Source organism: Aureimonas sp. AU20 (genome assembly GCF_001442755.1).
In the GTDB taxonomy this organism is placed as follows: domain Bacteria; phylum Pseudomonadota; class Alphaproteobacteria; order Rhizobiales; family Rhizobiaceae; genus Aureimonas.
Genome location: NZ_CP006367.1, coordinates 1761672 through 1774457, shown reverse-complemented (window position 1 = coordinate 1774457; position 12786 = coordinate 1761672). Strand labels below are relative to the sequence as shown.

At 68.6% G+C, this 12786-nt stretch carries 10 protein-coding genes and 1 pseudogene; 8 read left to right on the top strand and 3 right to left on the bottom strand.

Annotation, left to right across the window (positions count from 1 at the left end; translation table 11 throughout):
- Positions 1-175 precede the first annotated feature (175 nt).
- The 4 genes and pseudogenes from M673_RS23590 to M673_RS07770 all read left to right on the top strand — a co-directional run.
- A pseudogene (locus M673_RS23590) lies at positions 176-397 on the top strand ((2Fe-2S)-binding protein); the annotation flags it as partial.
- 80 nt (positions 398-477) lie between these two features.
- Positions 478-1851, top strand: coding sequence for an FAD/NAD(P)-dependent oxidoreductase (locus M673_RS07780; protein WP_061975063.1), 1374 nt, complete (start codon positions 478-480; stop codon positions 1849-1851).
- On the top strand, positions 1848-2978 hold the full coding sequence (locus tag M673_RS07775) for an NAD(P)/FAD-dependent oxidoreductase (protein WP_061975061.1): 1131 nt from the start codon (positions 1848-1850) through the stop codon (positions 2976-2978). Before M673_RS07780 ends, M673_RS07775 begins: the two co-directional genes overlap by 4 nt.
- Positions 2979-2992: 14 nt before the next feature.
- Positions 2993-3928: a 2-hydroxyacid dehydrogenase gene (locus M673_RS07770; RefSeq protein ID WP_187301312.1), complete on the top strand. Its 936-nt coding sequence runs from the start codon at positions 2993-2995 to the stop codon at positions 3926-3928.
- 21 nt (positions 3929-3949) lie between these two features.
- On the opposite strand, the gene M673_RS07765 is transcribed toward M673_RS07770, so the two are convergent.
- The 3 genes from M673_RS07765 to argE form a co-directional block, all read right to left on the bottom strand.
- Positions 3950-4663, bottom strand: coding sequence for a GntR family transcriptional regulator (locus tag M673_RS07765; RefSeq protein ID WP_061975059.1), 714 nt, complete (start codon positions 4661-4663; stop codon positions 3950-3952).
- A 39-nt stretch (positions 4664-4702) separates the two neighbouring features.
- A complete protein-coding gene (locus M673_RS07760) occupies positions 4703-5980 on the bottom strand; it encodes an NAD(P)/FAD-dependent oxidoreductase (RefSeq protein ID WP_061975057.1) in 1278 nt (425 codons plus the stop codon).
- Positions 5981-6104: 124 nt separating this feature from the next.
- A complete protein-coding gene (argE, locus tag M673_RS07755) occupies positions 6105-7247 on the bottom strand; it encodes an acetylornithine deacetylase (RefSeq protein ID WP_061975055.1) in 1143 nt (380 codons plus the stop codon).
- Between the two features lie 261 nt (positions 7248-7508).
- Between argE and M673_RS07750 the strand changes: the two genes are divergently transcribed.
- The 4 genes from M673_RS07750 (at position 7509) to M673_RS07735 (ending at position 12709) form a co-directional block, all read left to right on the top strand.
- The gene (locus M673_RS07750) at positions 7509-9128 is read left to right on the top strand and encodes an ABC transporter substrate-binding protein (RefSeq protein ID WP_061975053.1); all 1620 of its coding nucleotides are present in this window, start codon (positions 7509-7511) and stop codon (positions 9126-9128) included.
- A gap of 65 nt (positions 9129-9193) precedes the next feature.
- Positions 9194-10150, top strand: coding sequence for an ABC transporter permease (locus M673_RS07745; protein ID WP_061975051.1), 957 nt, complete (start codon positions 9194-9196; stop codon positions 10148-10150).
- Positions 10147-11034: an ABC transporter permease gene (locus M673_RS07740; RefSeq protein WP_374755544.1), complete on the top strand. Its 888-nt coding sequence runs from the start codon at positions 10147-10149 to the stop codon at positions 11032-11034. Before M673_RS07745 ends, M673_RS07740 begins: the two co-directional genes overlap by 4 nt.
- A 1-nt stretch (position 11035) precedes the next feature.
- Positions 11036-12709 carry an ABC transporter ATP-binding protein gene (locus M673_RS07735; RefSeq protein WP_061975049.1) on the top strand — a complete coding sequence of 558 codons (1674 nt, stop codon included), beginning with the start codon at positions 11036-11038 and terminating at the stop codon, positions 12707-12709.
- Positions 12710-12786: the final 77 nt, after the last annotated feature.

The window sequence follows — 12786 nt, the reverse complement described above, 5'->3', positions numbered from 1 at the left end:
CACGCCACCCGTTTCACCCGAAATCCGGCCTCCAGAGAGGGGTCTCGCGGCGGGTTCGCAGCATGATTTGCCGCCGGCCTCCCTGGCTTCGCATGAACGTGCCGTCGCGGGGCGCCCGCCCCATCCCCTTGGGCGGCGCATTCGCCTAGAATGACTCCATGTTCCAGACAAGGAGATGCGGGTGATGGTGCCGCGCTTCCGCCGGGTCGCCGAGACCGGCCGGCGATCGATCGAAATCGAGGTGGACGGCCAGCCCGTGTCCGCTCTGGAGGGCGACAGCGTCATGGCCGCCGTGCTCCTGTCGCGCGGCACGCTGCGCCAGTCGGAGTTCGGCGACGGGCCGCGCGCCGGCTTCTGCCTCATGGGCGCCTGCCAGGACTGCTGGGTCTGGACGCCGGACGGCGACCGCCTGCGCGCCTGCACCACGCCGGCCGAACCAGGCCTGCGCATCGTCACCAGCTTTCCCTCGGAGGACGCATGGCCACTCCCCGCAAAATCGTCGTCGGCGCCGGCCCGGCGGGCATCCGCGCCGCCGAGCGGCTGGTGGCAGCGGGCCTCAAGCCCATCGTGGTGGACGAGGCGCCCCGCGCCGGCGGGCAGATCTACCGCCGCCCGCCGCTCACCCACGGCCGCACGCACAAGGCGCTCTACGGCTTCGACGCCGGGCGGGCCAAGGCGCTGCATGACGTGTTCGAGGCGCTTCAACCCCGTATCGACTACCACCCCGAAACGCTCGCCTGGAACCTGCGCGAGCAAACGCTGCATCTCGTCTCGAACGGCGTGGCGCGGGCGGAGCGTTTCGACGCGCTGATTCTCGCGACCGGCGCGACGGACCGGCTTCTGCCGGTCGAGGGTTGGACCAAGCCGGGCTGCTATTCGCTCGGCGGTTCGCAGATCGCGCTGAAGGCGCAGGGCTGCACGATCGGCAGCCGCGTCGTCTTCCTCGGCACGGGGCCGCTTCTCTATCTCGTGGCCTATCAATACGCCAAGGCCGGCGCCGTGGTGGCAGCGGTGCTCGACACCTCGCCCGCCTCGGCTCAAGCGCGCGCCCTGCCCAAGCTTGCCGTGCGGCCGGAATTCCTGGCGCGCGGGCTCTATTTCCGCGCCGTGCTCGCAGCCAAGGGCGTTCCCGTCCACAACGGCGTGACGCCGCTCGCCATCGAGGGCGAGGGCAGCGTGGCGGGTGTCCTGTGGCGGGACGCCAAGGGCGCGGAGCATCGCACATTGGCGGACGCGGTCGGCATGGGCTTTCACCTGCGCTCCGAAACGCAGCTTGCCGATCTCGCCGGTTGCCCCTTCACCTTCGACGAGACGACGCAGAGCTTCCGCCCGGAGATCGATACGGACGGACGCTCGCCGCGCGCGAGCGTCTATTTCGCGGGCGACGGCATTCGCGTTCTGGGCGCGGACGCGGCCGAGACGGCTGGGCGCCTCGCCGCGCTGGCCGTGCTCGGCGATCTCGGCCTGCCGGTGGACGAGGCCGAGCGCGACAAGCTTCGCCGCACCATGAGTGTGATGGAGCGCTTTCGAGACGGGCTGGCCGAGGCCTTTCCCTGGCCGGCGCATCTGGCGCGGCGCGTCGAGGACAAGACGATCCTCTGCCGCTGCGAGGCGATCACGGCCGGCGACCTGCGCGAGGCGGCCAAGGCCAAGGGCGCGCCGGAGCTCAACCGGGCAAAGGCCCTGTCGCGCGTCGGCATGGGCCGCTGTCAGGGCCGCTTCTGCGGCTCGGCCGCGGCCGAAATCCTCGCCGAGGCGACGGGCTCCAGCCTCCGCGAGGCCGGACGTCTGCGCGGACAGGCGCCGGTGAAGCCGCTCTCGGTCGCCACTCTTACGGAGGAAAGCGCGTGAACCAGTCCGACGTCATCGTGGTCGGCGGCGGCATCATGGGGTGCTCGGCCGCCTTCTTCCTGCGCCGGCGCGGCCTGTCGGTCACGCTTCTGGAGCGCGGGCTCACCGGCCAGCAGGCCAGCGGCACGAATTTCGGCAATGTGCGCCGGCAGGGCCGCTATCTCCACCAGCTGCCGCTCGCCAACCGGGCGCGCGACATCTGGGGCCGGCTGCCGGAGCTGATCGGCGAGGATTGCGAGTTCGTCGCCTCCGGTCATCTGCGCATCTGCTACACGCCGGAACAAGCCGCCAAGCTCGAAGCCTATGCCAACGACGCGCGCCCCTATGGGCTCGCTCTCGAAATGATCAGCAGCAACGCGCTGCGCGCGCGCTTTCCCTATCTCGGGCGGGATGCGATCGCCGGCTGCTTCGCGCCGATCGACGGCCACGCCAATCCGCGCCTCACCGCGCCCGCCTTCGGCCGGGCGGCGGCGCGCGCCGGCGCGCGGGTCGAGGAAGGCACCGAGGTCCTGTCGATCGGCAAGACCGGCGCGGACTTCACCGTGGAAACATGGGAGAAAGGCACGTTCCGCGCACCGATCGTCTTGGTGACGGCCGGCGCCTGGGGCAACAAGCTCTCCTCGCAGTTCGGCGAAAGCGTGCCGCTCGCCGTGCACGGGCCGCAGATGGCGGTGACCGAACCCCTGCCCTATCGGCTGGGGCCGACCTTCGGTGTCTCGACGCCGCATGTGAAGGAGACCGTCTATTTCCGGCAGGTGAAGCGCGGCAACGTCGTCTATGGCGGCTCGACGCGCGGCCCCGCCTCCAACGAGACGAACCGGGCGAGCGTCCTGCCGGAGAACATTCTCGGCCAGTTCGAGCAGATGCGCCGAGTGATCCCCGGGCTTGCCCGCGTCAACATCATCCGCACCTGGAGCGGCGTCGAGAGCTACCTGCCGGACGACGTGCCGATCATGGGGCCGAGCGCCACGACGCCGGGCCTCTTCTACGCCTTCGGCTTCTGCGGCGCGGGCTTCCAGATTGGGCCGGGCGTCGGCGACGTGATGGCCGAGCTGATTGCGACGGGCGCGACCACGACCCCGATCGAGCCCTATTCCATCGCCCGCTTCAGCGGCGCGGCTGCTTGAGAATGGAAAACGCGATGGACCCGATCCTCGTCGCCTACAAGTCCGATCCGGTGCGCGGCGCCGTGTGGCACGACGTGTTCCGCACCGAGGCGCCTGACATGAAACTGGTGGACTGGGACCCGGCGGGGGAAGCGGCGAGTGCGCCCTATCTCGTCGCCTGGACGCCGCCCGAGAATCTCGCTGCCGCCATGCCGAAGGTCGAGGCCTTCTTCTGCATCGGCGCGGGCATCGACCATCTGCCGATTGCCGCCTTTCCGCCGGGGATGGACGTGGTGCGTATGGTCGATCCCGACCTCACCGCCTCCATGGTGGAATATGTCGTGATGGCCGTGCTCGCCTTGCACCGCGACCTGCCCTTCTATGTCGAGGATGCGCGCGCCGGGCGCTGGCAGGCGCGCCCGCTTCGCCGCGCGGCGGATCGGCGCGTCGGCATTCTCGGCCTCGGCGTCATGGGCCAAGCGGTCGCCGCCGGGTTGCAGGCCTTCGGTTTTCCCGTGCGCGGCTGGAGCGCCTCGCGCAAGTCGCTTGCCGGTGTCGAGTGTTTCGCGGGGGGCGAGGAGCGCGAGGCGTTTCTGGCTGGCACCGATAGTCTGGTGTGCCTCCTGCCGCTGACGGAGGCGACGCGTGGCATCCTGAACGCGGACCTCTTCGCCCAGCTTCCGAAGGGTGCGGCACTGGTGAATGTCGGGCGCGGCGGGCATCTGGTGGAAGCCGATCTCCTCGCCGCGCTCGAAACCGGTCAGATGTCCGGCGCGGTGCTGGACGTGCTCGCCGCCGAGCCGCCGGCCGCCGATGACCCGCTCCTGAGGCATCCCGAGGTCTGGATCACCCCGCATATCGCCAGCGCGACCCATCCGGCCGGCGCGGCGCGTCAGGTGATCCGGGGCATTCGGGCTTTGCGCAGCGGGCAGAAGGCCGAGAATACGGTGGATCGCAGCCGGGCCTATTGAGATGTCGAAGCGGAGGCGGCGTCAGGCCGCTTCCGCGTCGAGCTTCTCCTTGTTGCGCAGGGCGTTGGCGCGCTCCAGCGTGCGCACCGGATCGCCGAAATGGCGCTCCAGCTCGGCGAGCGCCGGGTCCACCTTGCCCTCGTCGATCAGCCGGGCGAGGCATTCGTGCTCCTCGACCAGAAGCGCGTTTTCCTTGTAGCCGCCCATCAGCATCTGCAGGCAGAGCCGCGTTTCGGCCTGGAGCGTGGCGAAGGAGCGGCTGAGCCGGTCGCTGCGCGCCTCGTCCACCATGCGCCGGTGGAACTGCATGTCGAGATCGGCGATGCGCAGCCAGTCCTCGCGCTTCAGCGCGTCCTTCATCTGCTCGGTGATGGCGCTGAGATCGGCCACCACGGCGCGACGATCCTGCTTCTCCATGATGCGGCGCATGGCGACAAGCTCCAGCGAGCGGCGTACGAAATAGATGTCGAGGAGGTCGGCCGGCGAAAGCTCGGGCACGAACACGCCGCGATGGGGCTCGGAACGCAGCAGCCCTTCCTGGATCAAACGCTGCAAGGCCTCGCGCACCGGCCCACGGCTGACGCCGAAGGTGGAGGCCAGCTCCATCTCGTTGAGTTGCGAGCCGAGCGCGAAGGTGCCGTCGAGGATCGAGGCGCGGATGCCCTCCGCGATCTGTCCCGAAAGCGTGGTGCGCACCAGGCGCTTGGGGGCACGCTTCTCTGCTCCGGCACTCATCGCATCATCCCGTTCGAACTCGTTCGACCCGCAGTCTTTCTAGTGCAGAACATCCTGAAGGCGGTAGTAGGCGCCGACGAAAGGCAGGAACCACGGCGGCCCGAAATGGCCCGGCACGGCCTTCCAGTCGAGCCCGGCGAAGGGGTTGCGCTCGCCCCGCCCTTCCAGCACCTCGGCCATGACGCCGCCCATATGGGTCGCCATCTGCGTTCCGTGGCCGCTATAGCCCATCGAATAGAACAGCCCGTCCTTCACCCCCGCGCGCGGCAGGCGGTCGGAGGTCATGTCCACCACGCCGCCCCAGCAATAGTCGATGCGGGTGCCCGCCAGTTCGGGGAAGACGCGGTCGAGCGTGCGGCGCAGGACGCGTCCGCTCTTCTCGTCCTGCGCTGGGTTGGACACGGCAAAGCGTGCGCGCCCGCCGAACAGGAGCCGGTTGTCCGGCGTGATGCGGAAATAGGTGCCGACATTCTTGGAGTCGGTCGCCATGCGCCGGGTCGGCATGAGGCGGTCGATCAGGTCCGGCGCCAGCGGCTCGGTCGCAATGATGAAGGAGCCGATCGGCACGATGCGGCGGCGAAACCAGCCGAGCGGGCCGATGGTCGAGGTGCCTGTGGCGAGCAGAACCTGCTCGGCGCGCAGGGTGCCGCGCGCGGTCTCCACCTCGTGCGCCGTGCCCTGAAGGCGCTTGAGGCCGCGCACGGGCGCGTGTTCGTAGACGCCGGCGCCATGGCGCACGGCGGCCGAGGCGAGGCCGCGTGCGAACTTGCCGACATGCATGCCAGCGCTCTTCTTATAGACGAGCCCGCCATGAAAGGCGTCGGAGCCGACCTCGGAGCGGATGTCGCCGGGCGCGACCAGCATCGTGTCGGGGTCGGCCCGCTTCGACAGGGCCTCGAACGTGCGCTGCAGCTTGTCGAAATGCTCGGGCTTGGCGGCGAGCTTCAGCTTTCCGCCCCGGCGGAAATCGCAGTCGATCCCCTCCTCGCGCACCAGCCGCTCCACCGTGTCCACGGCCGCGTCATAGGAATGGTAGAGCGCGACGGCGCGCTCCTCGCCCAGCATCGCCGAGGCCGAGCGGAAGTCGAGCGCGAAGCCGTTGTTGCACTGGCCACCATTGCGGCCCGAGGCCGCGCCTCCCACCTCGCCCGCTTCCAGCACCGCGACGCTCGCGCCGCGCTTGGCCAGCGCGAGGGCGGCCGAAAGGCCGGTGAAGCCGCCGCCGACCACCGCCACGTCCACCCGGCCGGGCACGGGCCCTTCAGCGCCCAGCGTGAAGGCCGGCGCCGTATCGAGCCAATAGGATGCGAGCTTCATGGCCAAATCACCTGTGGGGGAAGCGGCTGCGAGGTTCGTCCTTGCAGATCCAGCCCCATCTTCATCTATATCGTATGATTGTCAACAATTATAACGTAAGTCGTCCGACCCTTTGGACGCAGCGTCAGGTCAGCTCCGCGAAGAGGCGGCGAAGGGCCGCGCGGCAGCTTTCCAAATCGTCCAGGCCGATGGATTCGTTCGGGCGATGCGCCTCGCGGATGCTGCCGGGGCCGCAGATGATGGACGGCACGCCCGCCGCCTGGAACAGGCCGGCCTCGGTGCCGTAGCTGACCGCGCCGAGTGCGGCATGGCCGGAGATGCGCTCGGCGAGCCCGCGCAGCGGCGCGTCGTCGGGAAGATCCAGCGCGGGATAGGCCGAGAGGATCTCGCTCTCCACCCGCAGGCTGCGCCCCGCCACTTGCAGCGGGCGCAGCAGCACGGCGATGCACCGGTCGAGTTCAGTGGCGATCGCCATGGGATCGACGCCCGGCACGGCCCGCGCCTCCCATTCGACGCGGCAGAGATCGGGCACGATGTTGACGCCCGTTCCCCCGCCGACGACGCCCACCTGGAGCGTCGAGGCTGCGGGCTCGAACTGCGGATGGAACGGGCCTTTCGCCGCATATTCCTCGTGCAGAGCGCGAACGAGGGCGATCACGTCCGCCGCCAGATGCACGGCGTTGTCGGCAAGGTCCGGCCGCGAGGAATGGCCGGCGCGCCCGTGGATCGTGACGCGACCCGCGACCTTGCCCTTGTGGCGCAGCACGGGGCGCATGTCGGAGGGCTCGCCCACGATGCAGGCCTCCGGCGGCGCGCAAAGCTGGGGAAGCCGCTCGATCATGTGGCGCACGCCGACGCAGCCGATCTCCTCGTCATAGGACAGGGCGACATGCACGGGGCGGCTGAGATTTTCGGGCAGTTCGGGAAGCATGGAAAGGACGGCGGCGACGAACCCCTTCATATCGGCCGCGCCGCGCCCGATCAGCCGATCGCCCTCGCGCCGCAGCCGGAACGGATCGCCGCCCCAGCCCTCCGCCGGAGCCGGCACCACGTCGAGATGCGCGGAGAGAATGACGCCCGGCACGTCGCGCGGCCCGAAGCTGGCGAAGAGATTGACCCGGTCGCCCTCCGGGCCAGTCATCATCGTCACCTCGCCGCCGGCGGCCGCGAGCCTGTCGCGGGCAAAACCTGCGATCTCGCCGTTCGGCGTGCGGCAGACGGAGGGGAAGCCGACGAGGCGCTCGAGAAGCGGAAGGAGTTCGGACATGCGGATCTGCCTCTGGGCGATGCCGAGGGCGCGTGCCGGGTCGGCGTCGATGGGATGCCTGGAGGCGCCCGCAAGAGGGGCGCCCTCACAAAAAGCGTTACCACGCCGTTCTGATTGTTGACAATCCTACGAGGATGATGCTGTTTGTTTGTGCCGACGCGAGACTGCGCAAAAATGCGGCGCTGCAACAAGGACGCCGATAGCCCTCCGTCACCGCCATCATTTCAGCCACCAACAGCCATGCCGGAAGGAAAGACGACGATGTCGAAGCTCGACGCAGACGCATTCGAAGCCATGTCGCCGAAGGACCGCACTCTGGTTCTCGACACCGTCCGCAGGGGCGCCAACCGGCGCGAAGTGCTCGCCATGCTCGGCCTCGCCGGCATGGGCCTCGCCATGGGCGGCTCGGTTTTCGCCGGCGCGACCCGTGCTTTCGCCGCCGAGCCAAAGCGCGGCGGCTCCATCCGCGTCGCCAGCTACGCCGCCTCGACGGCCGACACGCTGGACCCGGCCAAGGCGTCCAACGCCTCCGACTACACGCGCTGCAACTTCTTCTACAACGGCCTGACCACGATCGACGAAAGCGGCGCGCCCCAGCCGGCGCTGGCGGAAAGCTTCGAGACCAAGGACGCCAAGGTCTGGGTCTTCAAGCTGCGCAAGGGCGTGACCTTCCACGACGGCAAGAGCTTCACCTCCAAGGACGTGCTCTACTCGCTGAAGCGCCATCTCGACCCGGCGATCGGCTCCAAGGCGCAGAAGCTCGCCGCTCAGATGGCCGAAATCTCGGCCAATGGTGACGCGGAAGTCCAGATCACGCTGACCGGCGCCAATGCCGATTTCCCCACGATCCTCGGCACCAGCCAGTTCCTGATCGTGCCGGACGGCACGACCGACTTCTCCAAGGGTGTCGGCACCGGCCCGTTCAAGCTGGGCGAGTTCCAGCCGGGCGTGCGCACGATCGCGTTGCGCAACGAGAACTACTGGCGCCCCAATGCGCCCTATCTCGACCAGATCGAGTTCTTCGGCCTCGCCGACGAGCAGGCCCGCGTCAACGCGCTGATGTCGGGCGACGTGCAGCTCGCCTCCACGATCAACCCGCGCTCGCTGGCGGTGATCGAGGGCGCCGGCGCCTTCGACGTTCTGCGCACGGACGCCGGCAACTACACCAATCTCATCATCCGCCTCGACGAGGGTCCGGGCCAGAACCCCGACTTCGTGATGGGCATGAAGTATCTGACCAATCGCGAGCAGATCCAGAAGGCGATCTTCCGCGGCTATGCCGAGGTCGCCAACGACCAGCCGATCCCCAAGTCCAACCGCTTCCACGCCGACCTGCCGCAGCGCGCCTTCGACCCGGACAAGGCGAAGTTCCACTTCGAGAAGGCCGGCGTCCTTGGCCAGACGATCCCGATCGTCGCCTCGCCCGCCGCCGACAATTCGGTGGAGATGGCAACCCTCCTGCAGCAGGAAGCCAAGAAGGTCGGCTTCACGCTGGACATCCAGCGCGTGCCCTCGGACGGCTTCTGGTCGAACTACTGGATGAAGTCGCCGGTCGGCTTCGGCAACATCAACCCGCGCCCGACCGCCGATCTCCTGCTCAGCCTCTTCTATCTCTCGGACGCCGACTGGAACGAGTCGCGCTGGAAGAACCCCAAGTTCGACCAGCTGGTCGTCGGCGCCCGCGCCGAGACGGACGACGCCAAGCGCAAGCAGATGTACCACGACGCGCAGGCTCTCATCCACGACGAGTCCGGCGTCATCATCCCGGCCTTCACCTCCAATCTCGACGTCCATTCCAAGACGCTGAAGGGAATGAAGCCGATGACCACCGGCCCCATGATGGGCTTTGCCTTCGGCGAGCACGTCTGGCTCGACGCCTGATCCGAACAAAGGTCCCGGCCGGCGCTCCAAACGGGGCGCCGGCGGTTTCTTGAAAGGCCAAGCGCATGAACAGCCGCATCGGAAAACTCGTCGCCGGGCGCCTCGCGGTGGCGCTGGGGACTCTGTTCTTCGTGTCCTTCGTCGTGTTCGGCGCGACGCAGCTCCTGCCGGGCGACGTGGCGCAGGCCATTCTGGGCCAGAGCGCAACGCCGGACGCCGTCGCGGGCCTGCGCACCGCGCTCGGCCTCGACGAGCCGGCGCTCCTGCGCTTCGTGCATTGGCTGGGTGGCCTGGTGACAGGCGACGCCGGCCTCTCGCTGGTCAGCCGCCAGCCGGTCAGCGACCTGATCTGGACGCGGCTGACCTCCTCGCTGACGCTGGCCGGCATCGTAGCGGCCATCTCCGTGCCGCTCGCGCTATTTCTGGGCATCACCACCGCCGTCTGGCGCGGCTCGGCCTATGACCGCACGGTCGGCATCCTCACCATCTCGGTCGTGTCGGTTCCCGAATTCCTGGTCGCGACGCTGGCAGTGCTGATCTTCGCCGTGCATCTGCACTGGCTGCCGGCCCTCTCCTTCCTGCCGCCCTCGGCGACGCCGCTTCAGTTCCTGCGCGCCGTCGCCATGCCGGTGGTCAGCCTGTCCTTCGTGGTCGTCGCGCAGATGGTGCGCATGACCCGCGCCGCGATGATCGAGGCGCTGAAGGCGCCCTATGTCGAGATGGCGATCCTCAAGGGCGCGAGCCCGCTTCGCGTCGTCCTGCGCCATGCGCTGCCCAACACGGTGGGCGCGGTTGCCAACGCCGTCGCGCTCAGCCTTTCCTATCTGCTCGGCGGCGTCATCATCGTCGAGACGATCTTCAACTATCCCGGCATCGCCAAGCTGATGGTAGACAGCGTGTCCATGCGCGACATGCCCGTCGTGCAGGCCTGCGCCATCGTCTTCTGCGCCGTCTATCTCCTCCTCGTGACCATGGCCGACATCATCGCCATCGTCTCCAATCCGAGGCTGCGTCATCGATGAGCCCCTTTGCCCGCTCCACTCCCCTCGTGTCCGTGAGCCAGCCCATGCCGGAGACCCGTCCCAAACGCCGGCTTCATCTCAACGCCATGACGGTGATCGGCGGGGTTCTCATTCTTCTCGCCGTGCTGACCGCCCTGTTCGGCACCACGCTGGCCCCGCATGACGCCGGCGAGATCGTAGATTTCGACGTGTTCGGCCCGATGAGCGCCACCTATCCGCTCGGCACCGACTATCTCGGCCGCGACATGCTGAGCCGTGTCCTGCTCGGCGCTCGCTACACTGTGGGCATCGCCTTCGTCGCCACCGCGCTCGCCTGCTCCTGCGGCATCGCGCTCGGCCTGTTCGCGGCCGTCATCGGCGGCCTTGCCGACAGCGCCCTGGCGCGCACGTTGGACGCAATCACCTCCATCCCGTCCAAGATGCTGGCGCTGGTCCTGGTGGCCGGTCTCGGCTCGTCGCTTCCCGTGCTGACGCTGACGCTCGCCTTCATCTACGTGCCGGGCTGCTTCCGCATCACGCGCGCGCTCGCAGTCAACATCGCGCAGGAAGACTTCGTGCTCGCCGCCCGGGCGCGCGGCGAAGGGCGCGGCTACATCATGATGCGCGAAATCATGCCCAACATGCTGGGGCCGCTTCTGGCGGATTTCGGCCTGCGCTTCGTCTTCGTCGTTCTGCTCCTGTCCAGCCTCTCCTTTCTCGGGCTCGGCGTGCAGCCGCCGGAAGCCGACTGGGGCTCGCTGGTGCGCGAAAACATCGCCGGCCTTCCCTATGGCGCGCCGGCCGTCATCGTCCCGGCGATCGCGATCGCCATCCTCACCATCGGCGTCAATCTCTTCATCGACAATCTGCCCGGCCGCCGCCGGGCCGGCGCGGGGAAAGCCTGACATGACGGATCTCAAGGCAAGCGGGCTTCGCACCTCCGGCCAGGTCGTGGTCAAGGGCCTTCGCGTCGTGGCGCGCGAGCGGCGCGAGGAAACCGTGATCGTCGAGAATATCGACTTCACCATCCAGCGCGGCGAGGTCCTGGCGCTGATCGGCGAGTCCGGCTCGGGCAAGACCACGATCGCGCTCGCCACGATGGGCTATGCCCGCAAGGGCTGCCACATCCATTCCGGCCATGTCGAAGTGTTCGGCACCGACATCACGGCGGCGGGCGAGAAGGCGCTACGCCAGATCCGGGGCAACCGCATCGCCTATATCGCGCAGAGCGCGGCGGCCTCGTTCAATCCCAGCCGCACGATCATGGCGCAGGTCATCGAAAGCGCTGTGATTCACGGCTCGATGGGCGCGGACGAGGCGCGAACCAAGGCCAAGGCGCTGTTTCGCGAACTCGCCCTGCCGCATCCCGACACGATCGGCGACCGCTATCCGCATCAGGTCTCGGGCGGACAGTTGCAGCGGCTCCTCGCCGCCATGGCGCTGTTGAACGACCCCGACCTCGTGATCTTCGACGAGCCGACGACCGCGCTCGACGTCACCACGCAGATCGAGGTTCTCTGCTCGTTCAAGAAGGCGGTGCGCGATCGCGGCATCACCGGCATCTATGTCAGCCACGACCTTGCCGTGGTGGCACAGATCGCCGATCGCATCGCCGTGCTGCGCGACGGCCGCCTGAAGGAAGTGGCGCCGACGCAGGAGATCATCACCGACGCCAAGGACCCTTATACCCGCCAGCTCCTGGCCGCCGCCGAGCCCGCCAGCCGGCGCGAGGGCGCGCCCGGACCGGACCATGCCGCAGCGCCCATTCTGGAAGCCAAGGGAATTCTGGCCGGCTATGGCCAGCGCGAGCGCGACGGCAGCCCCAAGGTGCGCATTCTAGACGATGTCGGATTCCGTCTGCCCAAGGGCGGCACGCTGGGCGTCATCGGAGAGTCCGGGTCGGGCAAGTCGACGCTCGCGCGCGTCGTCGCCGGCATCCTGCCGGCGTCGCGGGGCGAGGTGCGGCTCGCCGGCAAGGTCCTGGCGCCGTCCCTAAACGAGCGCCCGCGCGACGAGCTTCGCCGCGTGCAGATCGTCTTCCAGAACGCCGACACGGCGCTGAACCCGGCGCAGACGATCGGCGAGATCCTCGGCCGCCCCCTCGCCTTCTATCATGGCCTCGGTGCCGCCGAACGACAGAAGCGCACGTTGAGGCTGCTCGATCTCGTGCGCCTGCCCGCCGGCGTTCTCGACCGTCTGCCGTCCGAAATGTCGGGCGGGCAGAAGCAGCGCGCCAATCTCGCCCGGGCGCTCGCCGCCGATCCCGACGTGATCCTTTGCGACGAGGTCACCTCGGCGCTCGACACGGTGGTGGCCGAGGCGATCCTCGACCTTCTGGCCGAGCTGAAGCGCGAACTCGCCGTGTCCTATGTCTTCATCAGCCACGATCTCGGCGTGGTGCGCGCCATCAGCGACGAGGTCCTGGTGCTCCAGAACGGGCGCATCGTGGAAAGCGGGCCGACCGAAACGCTGCTCGCCAACCCGCGCGAGGACTACACCAAGCTGCTCCTTTCCTCCGTGCCGGAACTGCGCACCGGCTGGCTGGACGAGGTGAACGCCAAGCGCCAGCAGGCGGCCTGACGGGGGGCGGCTTCAGCCGCGATCTTCTGCCGGAACGCCGCCCGCAAACGCTTCGAAATGGGCCGCGCACGCGCCGG

Bases quoted from the DNA above. Each gene is read 5' to 3' on its own strand.
- M673_RS07780 (WP_061975063.1), top strand. From the start codon at position 478: ATGGCCACTCCCCGCAAAATCGTCGTCGGCGCCGGCCCGGCGGGCATC.
- M673_RS07770 (WP_187301312.1), top strand. From the start codon at position 2,993: ATGGACCCGATCCTCGTCGCCTACAAGTCCGATCCGGTGCGCGGCGCC.
- M673_RS07765 (WP_061975059.1), bottom strand. From the start codon at position 4,663: ATGAGTGCCGGAGCAGAGAAGCGTGCCCCCAAGCGCCTGGTGCGCACC.
- M673_RS07760 (WP_061975057.1), bottom strand. From the start codon at position 5,980: ATGAAGCTCGCATCCTATTGGCTCGATACGGCGCCGGCCTTCACGCTG.
- argE (WP_061975055.1), bottom strand. From the start codon at position 7,247: ATGTCCGAACTCCTTCCGCTTCTCGAGCGCCTCGTCGGCTTCCCCTCC.
- M673_RS07750 (WP_061975053.1), top strand. From the start codon at position 7,509: ATGTCGAAGCTCGACGCAGACGCATTCGAAGCCATGTCGCCGAAGGAC.
- M673_RS07745 (WP_061975051.1), top strand. From the start codon at position 9,194: ATGAACAGCCGCATCGGAAAACTCGTCGCCGGGCGCCTCGCGGTGGCG.
- M673_RS07740 (WP_374755544.1), top strand. From the start codon at position 10,147: ATGAGCCCCTTTGCCCGCTCCACTCCCCTCGTGTCCGTGAGCCAGCCC.
- M673_RS07735 (WP_061975049.1), top strand. From the start codon at position 11,036: ATGACGGATCTCAAGGCAAGCGGGCTTCGCACCTCCGGCCAGGTCGTG.